Source organism: Bacillus sp. DTU_2020_1000418_1_SI_GHA_SEK_038, from assembly GCF_032341175.1.
Classification (GTDB): domain Bacteria; phylum Bacillota; class Bacilli; order Bacillales; family Cytobacillaceae; genus Cytobacillus.
On the sequence record NZ_CP135435.1, the window covers coordinates 2,792,438 to 2,807,726 of the forward strand.

15 protein-coding genes are annotated in these 15,289 nt (G+C 37.1%); 3 read left to right on the forward strand and 12 right to left on the reverse strand.

The window, feature by feature from the left end; genetic code table 11:
* Positions 1-42 precede the first annotated feature (42 nt).
* Positions 43-627, reverse strand: coding sequence for a YppG family protein (locus RRV45_RS13810; protein WP_315665270.1), 585 nt, complete (start codon positions 625-627; stop codon positions 43-45).
* 294 nt (positions 628-921) lie between these two features.
* Here RRV45_RS13810 and RRV45_RS13815 point away from each other — a divergent pair, with 294 nt between their 5' ends.
* Positions 922-1,104 carry a YppF family protein gene (locus RRV45_RS13815; protein WP_315665271.1) on the forward strand — a complete coding sequence of 61 codons (183 nt, stop codon included), beginning with the start codon at positions 922-924 and terminating at the stop codon, positions 1,102-1,104.
* 104 nt (positions 1,105-1,208) lie between these two features.
* On the opposite strand, the gene RRV45_RS13820 is transcribed toward RRV45_RS13815, so the two are convergent.
* From RRV45_RS13820 to RRV45_RS13830, 3 genes are all read right to left on the reverse strand, one after another.
* Entirely contained in the window at positions 1,209-1,592 is a 384-nt protein-coding gene (locus tag RRV45_RS13820) for a YppE family protein (RefSeq protein WP_315665272.1), read from the reverse strand.
* A gap of 103 nt (positions 1,593-1,695) precedes the next feature.
* Positions 1,696-1,977 carry a hypothetical protein gene (locus tag RRV45_RS13825; RefSeq protein WP_315665273.1) on the reverse strand — a complete coding sequence of 94 codons (282 nt, stop codon included), beginning with the start codon at positions 1,975-1,977 and terminating at the stop codon, positions 1,696-1,698.
* Positions 1,978-2,370: 393 nt separating this feature from the next.
* The gene (locus RRV45_RS13830; RefSeq protein WP_315665274.1) at positions 2,371-3,363 is read right to left on the reverse strand and encodes a DUF2515 domain-containing protein; all 993 of its coding nucleotides are present in this window, start codon (positions 3,361-3,363) and stop codon (positions 2,371-2,373) included.
* A 115-nt stretch (positions 3,364-3,478) separates the two neighbouring features.
* Here RRV45_RS13830 and recU point away from each other — a divergent pair, with 115 nt between their 5' ends.
* A complete protein-coding gene (gene recU, locus RRV45_RS13835; RefSeq protein WP_315665275.1) occupies positions 3,479-4,090 on the forward strand; it encodes a Holliday junction resolvase RecU in 612 nt (203 codons plus the stop codon).
* Between the two features lie 43 nt (positions 4,091-4,133).
* Positions 4,134-6,689, forward strand: a complete 2,556-nt coding sequence (locus RRV45_RS13840; RefSeq protein ID WP_315665276.1) for a transglycosylase domain-containing protein — start codon at positions 4,134-4,136, stop codon at positions 6,687-6,689.
* A 55-nt stretch (positions 6,690-6,744) separates the two neighbouring features.
* Here RRV45_RS13840 and RRV45_RS13845 read toward each other — a convergent pair whose 3' ends face one another.
* The 8 genes from RRV45_RS13845 to dinG form a co-directional block, all read right to left on the reverse strand.
* A complete protein-coding gene (locus tag RRV45_RS13845) occupies positions 6,745-7,269 on the reverse strand; it encodes a YpoC family protein (RefSeq protein ID WP_315665277.1) in 525 nt (174 codons plus the stop codon).
* The gene (gene nth, locus RRV45_RS13850; protein WP_315665278.1) at positions 7,266-7,922 is read right to left on the reverse strand and encodes an endonuclease III; all 657 of its coding nucleotides are present in this window, start codon (positions 7,920-7,922) and stop codon (positions 7,266-7,268) included. Before nth ends, RRV45_RS13845 begins: the two co-directional genes overlap by 4 nt.
* Before the next feature lie 30 nt (positions 7,923-7,952).
* Positions 7,953-8,660 (reverse strand): DnaD domain-containing protein, encoded by a 708-nt coding sequence (locus RRV45_RS13855; protein WP_315665279.1) that lies wholly within the window; start codon positions 8,658-8,660, stop codon positions 7,953-7,955.
* 165 nt (positions 8,661-8,825) lie between these two features.
* Positions 8,826-10,118, reverse strand: a complete 1,293-nt coding sequence (gene asnS / locus RRV45_RS13860; protein WP_315669038.1) for an asparagine--tRNA ligase — start codon at positions 10,116-10,118, stop codon at positions 8,826-8,828.
* Positions 10,119-10,368: 250 nt separating this feature from the next.
* A complete protein-coding gene (locus RRV45_RS13865; RefSeq protein WP_315665280.1) occupies positions 10,369-11,559 on the reverse strand; it encodes a pyridoxal phosphate-dependent aminotransferase in 1,191 nt (396 codons plus the stop codon).
* Positions 11,560-11,610: 51 nt separating this feature from the next.
* Positions 11,611-12,084, reverse strand: coding sequence for a cell wall elongation regulator TseB-like domain-containing protein (locus RRV45_RS13870; RefSeq protein WP_315665281.1), 474 nt, complete (start codon positions 12,082-12,084; stop codon positions 11,611-11,613).
* Positions 12,085-12,098: 14 nt separating this feature from the next.
* On the reverse strand, positions 12,099-12,269 hold the full coding sequence (locus RRV45_RS13875) for a YpmA family protein (protein ID WP_315665282.1): 171 nt from the start codon (positions 12,267-12,269) through the stop codon (positions 12,099-12,101).
* 208 nt (positions 12,270-12,477) lie between these two features.
* Entirely contained in the window at positions 12,478-15,279 is a 2,802-nt protein-coding gene (gene dinG, locus RRV45_RS13880) for an ATP-dependent DNA helicase DinG (RefSeq protein ID WP_315665283.1), read from the reverse strand.
* Positions 15,280-15,289 lie beyond the last annotated feature (10 nt).

The following is a 15,289-nucleotide window of genomic DNA, read 5'->3' on the forward strand; positions in this document are numbered from 1 at the left end:
TCGCATGACATTCTTCGCGAATACCTTGTTAAATTTTTCTCATTAAACCTTGATTATCCCGCCCAATCCTTTGACAAGCGATGAAACTTGACTAACAGCATTTACCATTTGTCCTGCCGTATTCATCATTTTGTTAATATCTATTGAGCCATCCTGTGCCTTAAATGAATTCATGAGAGATTGTACACCTGATGACTGTTTCGGAATAAAGGACTGCTTCGGGTAAGGGTTCATATAAGAATTAGAGAAATAGGGATTAAAAGAGTTCGAATTATTTTGGTTTGTTTCAGGATCTAATGGATTTTGGAAAATGCTCTGTGAAAAATTACCCTGCCCCATCTGCATCCCATTTTGCTTCATCGGATATCCATTGGTTGGGAACGGGCTATACATTAAATTTTGGCTTGCCATGGAAGGAAAACCATTTTGGTACATCATGTCACTTCCATATGGAAACGGTTGGTTGTGTGGACTATTGTAGAACCCCATATTCCCTGCAGGAGAAGGATAATAAGGGGGCTGCTGTCTCCATTGATTTTGATTTAGTCCGTACTCTACATTATTTATAGATGTTGGGTGATATTGATACATATAATGGCTGGCTCTATTTCCTCTTCGGCCAAACATGGGGACATCCTCCTCTTTCATTAACAAAGTATCTCAGCCTGCTTGAGAAATCATTACTATAATTTATGAAAAGTATGCCTATATTGTGATTACACTGGAAACGTTTTCATTTTTTGTCTATTGTTGAGGATTCATGTCGGAAGTCTTAATATTTGAAAAATAAAGAATGCAACTATTTTTATGATAGGATATTGAAAAGAAATAAACGCTGTACAGTAAAATTTCGTATTTTGCTAGCGAACGAACTTCATAGTTTAGCAGAGTACGAAATAAAATTAGAGGAGGGAAATTAGCATGAATGTTCACGAACTAGCAATGAAGTTTTTTCAAATGAGGAATTATAGTCCTGAAAGTGTAAATGAATTACTCGATTTTACGAAAAAGTCATATATTCATAACGATATTTGCATCACTGACTATCGTAACCTTGTTCGTGAACTCGAGGCTCAAGGAGCAGAAGTTCCTGAATCCCTTTAAACCACATGAAGAAACAACTTAAAGAAAGATTGTACAAGTAGTCAATCATTTGTATCAAAAATGCATTCTTAGCAGCAAATTTCAGAATTAGAACGGCCCTCGCCTTAAGTAGCAGGAGGGCCCATTTCTTCTTTTACAGTTTGAAGCAGTCGGTCTAGTACATATTGTGAAGATACAATTAAATTAGTAAACCTCGACTTACTCGTTTCAGGATAAAAGGCCTGTACAGATATTGCTTCAATATTTTCATATGTAGACTCTATTTGCTGAACAAATAGGTTTTTCGGTCGATTTAATTTAATCCATTGTACCGCTTTTTTTTTCCATTCATCATTTGTAATTTTTACTTCATCCGCGAATGGTTTAACTTCTTTATAAAAATCTCCAGACTTCTGAAGCTCCCTTGCCTTGTCATATCTTTCCGACAAAAAGAAAATATAATTTAATAATTGATTCGACAAATTGCTTAATTCTACATTTTCATTCATCTATTATCAGCTCCTAATTTATAGACAGAAATGGCTGTCAGGAGAATTTTTTGCAAAAATAAAAGTAGCTTATAAAAATCAGCTACTAAAGATTGATCCAATTTTAGTGTAATTTATATCCTAATTCAAGCTTTATGCTTGGCTGACGCTGAGTACTTTCCTTCCCATCGGCCTTGCCGCTCTTTGCCTGATAATAAGCGATCTCTGTTTCCAATGCTTGCATTCTATCCGTACAGCTTGATAGGTGATCTGAACAATCCATTTGCAATGCGTTCCTAATACCAGAAAAGTTTGAATCAAGAGCAGTTTCTAATTCCTCAAGCTGATTATAAATTTCAGAAAGCATATTAATCAGTTCCTCTTTTGCGCTAACATTTTTCTTCATCTTCTAAGCCCTCCTTCGAATAAGAACACCTGTTATAGATACTGTTATGTACTCTATTCGCTCTCCTTTATTCCAATCCTTCACGGCTGACAAAACTAGAAGCGTTTCGTCAAAGTAAGAAAAAATTTTTATTTATCTCTCCTTTCTTTCGACATTTTCCTCTCGCATGGAAAACCCATAATTGTGCACACTAATAAGCGGAGGTGCGGTATTTTGAATAAAAATGAAACACATACGAAAAATCAGCCAAAAAAGCAGGAAGAAACTAAAACCGGTTATGGAAATAAAAAACTCGAAGGACCCAATCGCCCATCAACTTAACAGGACGGTTTTTTTGCATTTTCCAGCTAAAAAGTGGAAGCCAGCATTATTGTTGGTTTCCACTTTTAGCTATCATTTCACTCCCACTATTTCTTTTAAGGAAATAGCCTTCTTAATTTGGGTTTGTTTATTTATATACCATTCTGTCAATTCAATCGGATGATTATGCTCCACATTTTCTTTAAACCATTTTCTTTTTAACCTTCTATTTTTAGACCAGTCTACTGCTTTTAGTTTTCTATGCTTTATTAATGGGAATGTACATCGTAAAAATGGGGTAGTTCTACTAGGCCGATTCTTAAAATAAATTTCATAATCATACCTAGAGCCAGTGTGAACTGTCTGTTTAGCAAATTGGTAAAAGGATGGATATAAATCCTTATTAAATAGAATATCGGCAAGGCGCTTTCCTAGATCAATTCTCTTAGATAAAGATTTAAAACCATTTACACTAGCACCATATAGTAGCCCTTCACAGGTCGGAAAGATAACTGAGCTATAATGAAACCAATCCTGAAGCAGAAACTGTGGAGATCGGAAGACTTTATTCTTATAGGCTGGATGCTTAAGAACTGGCTTCTGAATGATATTTTGTTCATTAATTATTTGTGAAATCAATAGTCTTTTAATACATTTTTGTTCCCAAAAAAGCCGCCATTCCCTTTCCATAAATATAGATACATGAAAAAATTTTAGTAAATGAAACATTGGACGATTCATTTTCGTTGAATATTGATAGAGCAGCAATTGCGGAAATGCATCTTGAAAAATAAGCCAGTTGGCCCGCTCATAAGTTAAAAAGAGTTTTTTTCTAAATTTTTTATTTATTATTTTTGGAAACCACTTTCCTTCGAGGTCACACATATTCCATCCAGCGTTACGGGACACCATACTTGCAAGGAATGACCAAATAACTTCGGGATTTCGATTATAATAATGAAAATAGGCATTTGTCCGGGATATATTATCGGCATTATATTTTTGTGTGCGACTTTTTATTTTTCGTATCAATTCTAATTCTTCTATACTTAACCCATTAAGATAACTTGCCCTTTCAAAAAACATAATTGACTGCCTCCCAAAAAAGCATATGGCTTAACATTTGCAAATCTGGACTTTTTATTCAACCATAAATTACGAAGATTTGTTATGATAAGTAGTAGCTTGTGAGGTGAACTTAATGAACTTCCATTATCCGAACGGCAAGAAATTTCTACCGGTAAAAAAGAAATCCATGGATATCAATAAAGAAAAAAAATGGTCCTACAGCAACCGTGGTATGACTTTGGAGGAAGATATAAATGAAACGAATGAGTATTATTTAGCGAATGGCATTGCTTCCATTCATAAAAAGCCTACACCTGTGCAAATCGTCCAGGTGGATTACCCGAAAAGAAGTGCGGCGGTCATAAAAGAAGCGTATTTTAAACAAGCTTCAACAACAGATTACAATGGAGTATACAAAGGCAGGTATATTGATTTTGAGGCAAAGGAAACAAAAAATCTAACTTCCTTTCCATTAAAAAATTTCCATGACCATCAAATTGTGCATATGGAAACAATTCTGAAGCAAGATGGAATCTGCTTCGTTCTATTAAGGTTTTCTTCAACAGAGGACATATTTCTGCTTGAGGCAGAGCATTTACTTATGTTTTGGAAAAGGATGAAGGATGGCGGCAGAAAATCTATTACTAAGGATGAAATAGAAGCGCTTGGCCACCAAATCCCATTAGGATATAACCCTAGAATTGACTATATTAAAAAAATCGATTATCTTTATAGCCTCGGATAATTATCTCTATCTACCTTCTACTCATCAGAAAGGATGAACATATATGTCAGAAAAATATCAATCGAGAGAGGAGCGCCGTAAACAGCAAGCTTCCAAATCAAATAACAAAGGAAAGAAACCGGCAAATAGCCTATTTAAACGTATCTTCCTAACACTAATTGCACTTGGTATTGTAGGAATGCTTGTTGGAGCTGGAACCTTTGCTTTTATGGTAAAGGACGCACCTAAACTTGATGAACAACAATTAAGGGATCCTATTCCTTCAAAATTATTAGATAAAGACAATAATCTTATTACGGAAATTGGCTCTGAACGACGAGAATATGTTGAATATGAGGATATTCCTAAATTAGTGGAAGACGCCTTCCTTGCAACAGAGGATGTCCGGTTCTATAAGCACCATGGAATGGACTTAAAGCGTTTAGCCGGGGCAGTTCTGGCAAACTTTACCCGCGGTTTTGGTTCAGAAGGCGCCAGTACCATTACCCAGCAGGTAGTGAAAAATTCTTTTCTAAATAATAATAAAACATTAAGCAGAAAAGCTCAGGAAGCATGGCTGGCCTTTCAGCTTGAGCGTAAATATACGAAGCAAGAAATATTTGAGATGTATGTTAATAAGATCTGGATGGAAAATCGCAGTCATGGGGTTTTAACAGCTTCTCAAGTTTACTTTGGAAAGAACCTTGATGAACTTACACTTCCCGAAGCTGCTTTGCTTGCAGGCTTGCCGCAAAGTCCGGCAAACTATAATCCTTTTAAACATCCAGACCGGGCAGAAAAAAGAAGGAATATCGTTCTTTCCCTAATGAATCAGCATGGCTTCATTTCAAAAGAGGAAATGGAAGCAGCAAAGGCAGTATCTGTTGAATCCTCACTCGTTCCCGAAGAGGAAAGAAAACAAAACGATTCTCCTTATGATTCCTTTGTGGATATCGTAATTGACGAGGTTCAGAAAAAGTATCCTGATCTTGACATTTCTTCGGATGGCTTAACGATTTATACAACATTAGATACAAATGCACAGGATTATATGGAAAAAATGTTAAATACAAATGAAATTATTGATTTCCCAGATGAGGAATTCCAAGCCGGGATTACTTTGCTTGATACTAAAACTGGTGAAATTCGAGCTATTGGCGGCGGAAGAAATCTTAAAGTAAAGCGTGGGTTTAATTTTGCCCAAGATACGAAGAGACATGCCGGATCCACGTTTAAGCCAATTATTGATTATGGGCCAGCCATTGAATATTTAAAATGGGGCACCTTCTATACTCTTGACGATAAACCATACACTTATTCAAATGGGACGAAAATAAATAACTGGGACCGAAAGCATATGGGTCCGATGTCAGCGCGTGAGGCTTTAGCACGTTCAAGAAATATTCCCGCCCTGCAAACATTACAGGCGGTTGGACTTGATAAAGCAAAACAATTTGCTAATAGCATCGGATTTGATATAAAGGAAGTTTTCGAATCGTATTCCATTGGTGCATACGAGGTTTCACCGATGCAAATGGCTGGAGCATACAGTGCATTTGGCAATAACGGCATTTACACTGAACCTCATTCCATCACGGCCATTGAAATGCGTGATGGTTCAAAGATTGATGTAGCTCCAGATTCAAAACCAGTCATGAAGGATTACACTGCCTTTATGATTTCAGATATGCTTAGAAGTGTTATGAAAGATTCTTATGGAACGGGTAAATTAGCTAATATTTCAAACCTTCATGTTGCAGGTAAAACAGGTACAACTAATTACACTCCACAAGAAATAAAGGATTGGGATATTCAAAATGGAGGCATTCCAGATGCATGGTTTGCCGGATATACGACCAACTATACAGCTGCTGTGTGGACTGGTTATAAAGAAAAGAAAAACTCAATAGCTCCAAAGGATCAAAAGCTTGCTATGCTTCTTTTCAAAAATTTAATGGCGCATGTTTCTACAGGAGTAGAAACACCTGACTTCCCTGTTCCAAACAGTGTAGAAAAAGTTGCGATAGAAAAAGGCTCAATCCCAGCAAAGCTAGCAGGTGAATTTACACCAAAAGATCAAATCATATATGAGTATGCGGTGAAAGGAAATGCACCAACAGAAGTATCCGAGAAATTCGATAAGCTTGATTCTCCTTCAAACCTAAACGCAGCTTATGATGAAATGGTCAATGAAATACTATTAACTTGGGATTATCCAGAAGAAATAGAGAACGTTCAGTTTGAAGTGACTGCAGCATTAGACGATGGGGCAGACCAGCTATTACAGGTCATTACTGAAAAAGGCATTAAGGTTGCTGCTCCAGTACCAGGCGGCATTTATCAGTTCAAGGTAACAGCAATCAGAGATGACCAAAGAAGTGACCCTGCTCTCGTAAAGGTTGAAATTCCTTTACCTGAAGTTGACGATGGTTATGGAGAAGATAATGGCCAAGGGTACGAGGATGGTCTTCCTGGCGATAATGGAACCGGGAATGGCAATGGGCAAGGCAACGGTAACGGACAAGGAGATGGTGATGGAGACGGTGGTGATGATGACCAGTCTGACTCTAATCCTATAATCCCTCCAATTGTAAATCCACCAGGAACTGGCGGACAGTAGGCTGGATTTTTTCTATCCGCGATTCCATTTAACTAACAAAAAAAGCGTCCTAAGCTTAATGCTTAGACGCTTTTTTCATAACTTGTTGTTTCACATATTGTTTATTCATTTCACCTATTAGTTCTGTTAATTGAATAAAAGAGTGATATAAGGATGGTCTCTGCATAATAAATTCGAGCCGTTCTGATATATTGACAGGCTTAATAGCTAATTTACTTAAGTCCAAGCTGTTTGAAAGAACTACGGGAAGCCCATTTCCCCAATAAACGAATTCTAGTAAGAGGCTAATCCCTTTTTTCATGGGTGGCAGCACATGAATGATTTCCCGTTTGGCAAAAAGCGTTTCTAGTAATTCTTTTACCGATTGCCATTCCTTCATTATAGCAGGTATGCTTTCTTCCTGGATTTCCCATGGTTTTACTGCTTGTACCTCTGAAAAGTAGGCGGCCTCATAAAGAAAAGGCTTGGATGCATTCATATATGTCAGTTCATCTTCTTCGACAATTAATTCCTTGCTCTCTGCAAAGAAAAATGGATGAACTAACTCTAAAGGAACTGATAGGGTTATCTCCTTGCTCATTCCCCTAGCTTCCCCTTCATTCTTTTTTTTCCTTCTCTGCATATTTCCAGTAACGGGCAACTCTCACATTGAGGATTTTGTGCTTTACAGTGGTATCTTCCGAAGAAAATCATCCGATGATGCGTAACAGACCATTCATCCATCGGAACCTTCCTCATCAATGTTTTTTCTACTTCTAACACGGAATCTTTCCAACGGCAAATAGCTAATCTCTTACTTACCCGTTCAACATGTGTGTCAACCGCAATCGCTGGAACATCAAATGCAACTGAGACGACTACATTTGCTGTTTTCCTGCCGACTCCCGGAAGCTTAGTCAGTTCATCCCGATCACGGGGTACAACCCCATTGTACTCATCCAATAACATCCTGCACAGCTTTTGAATATTTTTAGCCTTGTTTCTGTAAAGACCAATTGATCTAATATCGTTTTGCAGCTCCTCCAAAGATACATTTAAATAATCTTCAGGAGTTTTATATTTCTGAAATAAATTCTTGGTTACTTTATTGACAAGCACATCTGTGCACTGTGCAGATAATGCAACTGCAATGACAAGTTCAAATGGGTTTGAATGGTTAAGTTCACAGTGTGCATCTGGAAACATCTTGCCCATCTCATCAAGGCAGAGTCTTATTTGACTATTATTCAACAACTTTCTCACCACTTTATTTTTTCTACAATATTATTGCTCTAGCCAATTATAAAAAGGAATGGTTTTTCCAGGCTGTTCAGAAGCTTCGTTAAGCTTTCCTCTTTGTTGCTGGTTTTGTCTGAACTTTTTCCCGTAGCTCTTTGCCTGTTCAATCGTTTTTATTCCATTCTTTTTCCATTCGAATAAAATTCTATCGATATAACGGAAATTTAATTTACCCGAAATAACCGCTTCTCGAAGTGCAGCTTTAATAATATGGGGATCATGGCGGTCATCATCCATCCACAGTGCAAGTGTTTCACATTCAAATGGAGACAATGGGCGGCCAAATTCTTGTTCAAAGCATGTATATAAATCTGTCTCACTCTGCTGTGATATCCGGGCTGATTCCAGCTTTTCTTTCATTAGAAAATGTTCAACAAGCTTTTCCCATAATGGGTCAATATTATACATTTCATAACGAATTCCATCGGAGGTATAATTATCTTTAATTTCAATATAACCTTTTTGAATGAGCCTTCTTAAAATTGCTGTACATTCTGAAACGGAGATCGTCATACTAGAAGATATTTCTACTGGAGTAGGAAACGAATTTCCTTTCTCTATATAGGAGATCACATGCAAAATTAATACTACATCATGTTCATTTAAATTCATTTCTTTATAATGGGTTAATAAAACTCCAGGTATAGTAATATTTCCTTCCTGGAGCCACTTTAATATACTCGTTTTCGACATCCCTGACACCTCCATATCAGTATATCATGAACTTTCTCTTAGAAGTAAGGAGAATAACAGGTAACTTTTCTTTCCAAAACTTCCTTGACAGTCACTGATAAATTCTGGCATTTTTAAATTAAATAGAAGAACCGCCTTTGCGACGATTCCTCTAATAATAAAAAATTATGGATATAAACGATTTAACAGACGCGGGAATGGAATGGTTTCGCGTACGTGTTCCACTCCGCTAATCCAGGCTACTGTTCTTTCTAGTCCAAGCCCAAACCCAGAGTGAGGAACTGAACCATATTCACGAAGCTCTAGATACCATTTGTAAGTATCCATATCTAAATTATTTTCCTCTAAACGCTGTTTCATTAAATCATAATCATGAATACGCTCTGAACCGCCAATAATCTCTCCATAACCTTCCGGTGCAATTAAGTCTGCACATAGAACAACTTCCTCCCTATTCGGATCAGGCTGCATGTAGAATGCTTTAAGGGAAGTTGGATAATGGGTAATAAAAACTGGCTTATCATAGCTTTCAGCAATCGCTGTTTCATGAGGAGCACCAAGGTCATCTCCCCACTCGACATCATCAAAGCCCTTTTCATGTAAAAACTTAATCGCTTCATCATAAGTAATACGTGGGAATGGTGCCTTAATATTCTCTAGTTTAGACATATCTCGGCCTAGAGTTTTTAATTCCAATTCGCAATTTTTTAAGACAGATTGAACAATATAAGATACATATTCCTCTTGAACCTTTAAATTATCTTCATGGTCATAGAAAGCCATCTCAGGCTCAATCATCCAGAACTCAATTAAATGGCGGCGAGTTTTAGACTTTTCTGCACGGAAAGTTGGACCGAAAGAGAATACCTTTCCAAGTGCCATTGCCGCTGCTTCTAAATGTAATTGCCCGCTCTGTGATAAATAAGCATCTTCATCGAAATATTTAGTTGCAAATAATTCTGATCCGCCTTCAGCCGAGCTTCCCGTTAAAATTGGAGGATCAACTTTGACGAATCCTTCATTATTAAAAAATTCATATGTTGCGCGAATAATTTCATTTCTAATTTTCATGATTGCATGCTGGCGGCGAGAACGAAGCCATAAATGACGATGATCCATTAAAAATTCCGTTCCATGCTCTTTCGGAGTAATTGGATAATCGACTGCTGCTTGGATTACTTCTAATCCCGTTACAAGCATTTCATATCCAAATGGTGAACGCTCGTCTTTTTGGATTTTTCCAGTTATGTAAATAGATGATTCTTGAGTTACAGATTTTGCCCCTTGAAAAACTTCTTCCGGAACATCCGTTTTCACCACAACACCTTGGATGAATCCTGTTCCATCACGAAGCTGTAGGAAAGCAATCTTTCCGCTTGAACGTTTATTTGCAACCCAAGCGCCAATTTTCACTTCTTGATCAACATATTTGTATACTTCTGATATAGTTGTTTTTATCAATGATATTCCCTCCAAAAACTAACAAATCACTTTTGCATCCTATCTATTATACCTTTTTAGCTGTGGGACAAGCAACTAAGAAAAGCGGATGCACCTTGGTCAGCCCCGACAAGCATAAGACAAGCTGGCAGGAAGGTTGTTCTTTTAACCTTCTTGACAGATTGGCTTATGACCTCGAGGGGCTAGGTGCAGGAGCTAGACACTAAGGAAAGCGGCAGCTGTGATACTAGCTGCCGCCGCCTTATTGTTATTTTATTTTCTTTTCAACAAATTGATGGATTCGTTCTACAGCCTTCTCCAGTAAATCTAAAGAAGTCGCATACGATAAACGAATATTATCTGGAGCACCAAAGCCAGATCCAGGAATTACAGCAACCATTGCTTCTTCAAGCAGCGCTTGTGAGAAATCGTCAACGTTAGCAAAACCCGTTAATTCAGCTGCTTGCTTAACATTAGGGAAAAGGTAAAAAGCACCTTGTGGTTTAATGCAGGTAAAGCCAGGAATTGCGATCAGCTTATCGAAAATAATATTTAAGCGTTGTTCAAATGCCTTTTGCATTTCTGAAAGCATCTCTTGTGATCCAGCATATGCAGCAATTGCTCCATATTGTGCAGTTGTTGTTGGATTCGATGTACTATGGCTCGCAAGATTTGTCATGGCTTTAATTATTTCCTTATTTCCTGCCGCATATCCAATTCTCCAGCCTGTCATAGAATGAGACTTAGATACACCGTTCACAAGAATGGTTTGTTCTTTAAGCTCTGGTGAAAGCTGAGCAATGGAAACATGCTTATTGTTTCCGTACACTAACTTTTCATAAATTTCATCTGAAACGATTAGAATATTATGCTTCAAACAAACCTCGCCTAATGCCTTTAACTCTTCTTCAGAATAAAGCATACCAGTCGGGTTACTTGGTGAATTAATAAGAACGGCTTTTGTCTTTTCAGATATTGCTTTCGCTAATTGTTCAGGCGTAATTTTGTACTCGTTTTCCTCTTTACCTTCAACGTAGACAGGAACACCATCTGCTAATTTTACTTGTTCAGGATAGCTGACCCAGTATGGAGTAGGGATGATTACCTCGTCCCCTTCATCCAAAATAGCTTGAAATAATGTATAAAGTATATGCTTTGCACCGCTTCCAACGATAATTTGAGCGGCTTCATACTCGATTCCCTGATCTGCTTTAAACTTGTTTACGATCTCTTTTTTCAATGCAGGAAGACCTGCAGATGGAGTGTATTTTGTGTGTCCTTCATTCATCGATTTAACTGCGGCATCAATAATATGCTGCGGTGTATTAAAGTCAGGCTCTCCAGCTCCTAAGCCGATTACATCATAGCCTTGTTCCTTCAACTCTTTTGCTTTTGCCGTAATAGCAAGTGTTGTCGATGGGGTTAATGCTTTTACTCTTTGTGCTAATTGAAAGTTCATTTCCTTTTCCTCCACTCAAATAATGGCATTTAAGAAGACTAAGAACTGGGATCATAAATTCTCTATCTTCTTTAGCCACTCACCTGTTTTGAAATCAACATAATAATAATTTATTAAATTCCCCTCTGTCCGGTAATAAATTTCCCATAACGGAATATTCTTTTCCATTCCGAGGCGAACGGAAATAATCTTTTTCGGGTTTTTTTCTTCTTTTAACTTATTAATTGCTTCCTGTTTGGAAACTCCATCTGTCACCTGTCTAACAATAATCTGTCCTTCTTTTTCAGGTACCCAGACGTAAATGCTTTTTCCAGCTCTATTTTTCCCTTTTATAACATAATAAGTTTCCAGTCCATGATAAAGTTGAAAATCTTCAGCCTTCGAAAGCCTTGTTTCTTTCATCGCTCTTTCAATGGCTTCTTTTTCAGCTGCCTTTACAGGCTCAACTGCATTTAAATAAACAATAATCCCAGACCCCAATATAATTGAAAATATCAATAAACTTATAATAATTATTTTTTTCACATTTGTCACTCTTCTTATGTACGATAAATCGAAAAAACAGCTTTATTTTGATCATCTTTATCAAGTGCCAGTCCAAACATTAAATCTTTTTCCTTTAAAGTTCTGTTTAAAGCATCAACAACTTTATAGAGGTCAGGGCTAGCCTGAATTTTCACTGTAGATAAGACCTCAATTTTGCTTTCCATTCTGGAATTCCTCCTCAGGCAGTACAATATTTGTAACTAATACGCATGCAAATATAGGACAAGCTATATGTACGAAACAATTTTAACCTTTAAATATCAGTATAACAGCTACATGTTATGGCTTGAATAAAAAATTCTATTATTTCTTCTAATCCACCAACGTCATTGGCTGCGCCTTACATGGGCGCAGCTCTTTTTTAGTAATTTATTACATCGACTTATTGATTAATTCGACTATTCCATTGATATCGCTTTTGGTATGAGGAATTTTCGGAATGGAATCTAAAAAAGCTTTTCCATACTGGGTTGTAAGCAATCTGCGATCAAAAATAAAAATAAATCCTTTGTCACTTCTAGTTCGGATAAGTCTTCCAAATCCCTGTTTAAAGCGTATTATTGCTTCTGGTAAGGAATAGTCAGAAAATGGATTTCCACCTTTTTGCTTAATTAGGTCACATTTCGCCTCTGTAAAAGGTTCATCCGGTGGTGAAAAAGGAAGCCTGACGATAATTAAACAAGTTAAATCCTCTCCAGGAATGTCTATTCCTTCCCAGAAACTATTTGTGCCTAATAGAATTGCCTTTTCGAATTTTTGAAAATTACGAGTTAACCTTGACCTGCTTCCGCTCGATACACCTTGGGCAATAATGGCATAATCATTTAGAAACCCAGATTCTTTTATAAGCTCATATGTTTTTTTGAGCATCTCATGAGAAGTAAATAATATGAGCATTCTTCCCTTTGTTGCTTCTGCTATGGAGATAATATGTTCACTTATAGCCATTACATATTCATCCAATGAAACAGAATTTACTTCAGGAAGATCATCCGGAATAACAAGCTTTACTTGTTCATTATAATCAAAAGGGGATTGAATTTGCTCTGCTGTGCAGTCTGTTAATTTCAATCCCAGTTCATTTAACATATAGTTAAATGAGTTTTTTACAGATAAGGTAGCAGAAGTGATAACAGCTGATTCTTTTTTACTGAAGAATTCTTCCTTTAATAAATGACCTGCATTGACAGGCTGTGAATAAACAGTAGTAGCATTTTGCATGGACCTAATATCCATTTCAATCCATGTGACAAATTCATCAGATGGCTGTAAAAAGATATGTTTTATCCCAGAAGTTATTTCTTTTATTTCTTCCACCACAGAAACAAGCTCTTCCAATGAGGATTTTTCCTTAGCTGACAATTTCTCCTTGTGGTGACTTATCATATTTAATCTTTTCTCTACTTCTGCAGTGAAATCCTTAAGGAGAAATAAAAATCTCTCGGCGCTCGTTTTCATTGCTCTAAGTTCGTTACTCGAATCATCAAATGAAAAACGGCTGCTAATCCGATTATATCCTTTTTTTGATTTCGATTTCTTTTTTGCGAAAATGCTAATAATTTTAAACAGCTCGTCCATTTCGAAACTAAGCTCTTGCACCATTACATTCATTTCAAAGGAGTGAATCAATTGCTTATTCTCGATTTCAGCTTTTTCTAGGACTTGCTCAAGCTTATATAATAATTGCTTCTGTTCCAATTGCCCGATACGGCCAAGCAAAAATCGAGTCTTTAAATAGTCAAAGGAATAGCCAAAATACTGGCCTGAGACTTTCACTAAATGATGGCCCTCATCAATGACAATATGGCTATATTCTGGCAATATTTTGTTGTTTGAGACTAGATCTGTCAGCAACAGAGAATGATTCGTAATGATCAAATCAGCCTTTAAAGCTGATTTACGAGCCTTCATATAAAAATCTCTCGAAAGCCAGGACTTGTTTTGAAGGAATATCGTTTCATCATTTTTGATTTTATTCCAGAATATCATTCCGCCACTGGACAAATTTATTTCATCAATATCCCCAGTGAACGTTTCTGTCAGCCATACGAGGATCTGCATTTTTGTCAAGGTAGTATCGTAATTGTCTTCTAGATCCTTTAAAGATTGCTCAAATTTAGCCAAACTTAAATAATGGCTTCTACCCTTTAGTAATACCGCATTAATAGGAAAAGGAAGCATCTGTTTTAATTTAGGTATATCATTGGAAAGAAGCTGCTCCTGAAGCTGTGTTGTATATGTACTTATAATGACAGATTGACCGCTTTCTTTTCCATAAATAGCAGCAGGAATTAAATAGGCTAATGATTTTCCGACACCTGTGCCCGCCTCAATTAATGCATGCCGTTTGTGCTTAAAGGCTTGATAGACTGAATCCATCATTTTAAATTGACCTAAACGAATTTCGTAATTAGTAAAAGCCTTTTTGAACAGCTCCTCCTTCACTTCTTGCTGACTAGGATAATTCAATGTCTCATGCTCATTATTAACATCTTGTTCATGGAACCTTTTCAATGCTATGCCTTGGTGAATTTCAAGATCGTTTTCTAATACTTCGACCGTAGCTTCTTTTTTGGTAATGATGGTATCTATGAGTAAATCTAAATCGCTCTTTAATCCGCCAGATAGCTTATAAATTTGCTTGATTGTGGAGAGCGGCAGCCGTTCCATCCGGTCTAGAAGGAGAAGCAGGAGCTCGGCCGTTACATAGGCATCACTGTCAGCCTGATGTGGACGCTCATGATTTAATCCTTCTCTGTAAGCCAATTCTGATAATTGAAAGCTATCAGCTGTCGGCATAAATACTCGAGATAGCTCTACTGTATCCAAAACTGGTCCATAAAATCCATTATACCCAGCCAGAAGGAGCTCCTCCTGTAAGAACGAAAGATCAAAAAGGACATTATGTGCAACAAAATAAGCATCCTCTAATAAAGTAAGGACTTTTGGTGCTATTTCAGAAAAAACAGGGGCATCCTTGACTGCCTCATCATCCAAACCGGTTAACTCCTCAATAAATGGAGGGATTGACTGTCCCGGGTTCACAAGTGAGGAATATTCTTCAACTATTTTTCCGTTTTCTATAACAACAGCTGCAAATTGGATCATTTTATCGCCCTTCTTTGGAGCGTTCCCTGTTGTTTCTAAATCAATTACAACATATTTATTACACATACTACACACC

Bases quoted from the DNA above. Each gene is read 5' to 3' on its own strand.
- RRV45_RS13810 (WP_315665270.1), bottom strand. From the start codon at position 627: ATGTTTGGCCGAAGAGGAAATAGAGCCAGCCATTATATGTATCAATAT.
- RRV45_RS13815 (WP_315665271.1), top strand. From the start codon at position 922: ATGAATGTTCACGAACTAGCAATGAAGTTTTTTCAAATGAGGAATTAT.
- RRV45_RS13820 (WP_315665272.1), bottom strand. From the start codon at position 1,592: ATGAATGAAAATGTAGAATTAAGCAATTTGTCGAATCAATTATTAAAT.
- RRV45_RS13825 (WP_315665273.1), bottom strand. From the start codon at position 1,977: ATGAAGAAAAATGTTAGCGCAAAAGAGGAACTGATTAATATGCTTTCT.
- RRV45_RS13830 (WP_315665274.1), bottom strand. From the start codon at position 3,363: ATGTTTTTTGAAAGGGCAAGTTATCTTAATGGGTTAAGTATAGAAGAA.
- recU (WP_315665275.1), top strand. From the start codon at position 3,479: ATGAACTTCCATTATCCGAACGGCAAGAAATTTCTACCGGTAAAAAAG.
- RRV45_RS13840 (WP_315665276.1), top strand. From the start codon at position 4,134: ATGTCAGAAAAATATCAATCGAGAGAGGAGCGCCGTAAACAGCAAGCT.
- RRV45_RS13845 (WP_315665277.1), bottom strand. From the start codon at position 7,269: ATGAGCAAGGAGATAACCCTATCAGTTCCTTTAGAGTTAGTTCATCCA.
- RRV45_RS13855 (WP_315665279.1), bottom strand. From the start codon at position 8,660: ATGTCGAAAACGAGTATATTAAAGTGGCTCCAGGAAGGAAATATTACT.
- RRV45_RS13865 (WP_315665280.1), bottom strand. From the start codon at position 11,559: ATGAACTTTCAATTAGCACAAAGAGTAAAAGCATTAACCCCATCGACA.
- RRV45_RS13875 (WP_315665282.1), bottom strand. From the start codon at position 12,269: ATGGAAAGCAAAATTGAGGTCTTATCTACAGTGAAAATTCAGGCTAGC.
- dinG (WP_315665283.1), bottom strand. From the start codon at position 15,279: ATGTGTAATAAATATGTTGTAATTGATTTAGAAACAACAGGGAACGCT.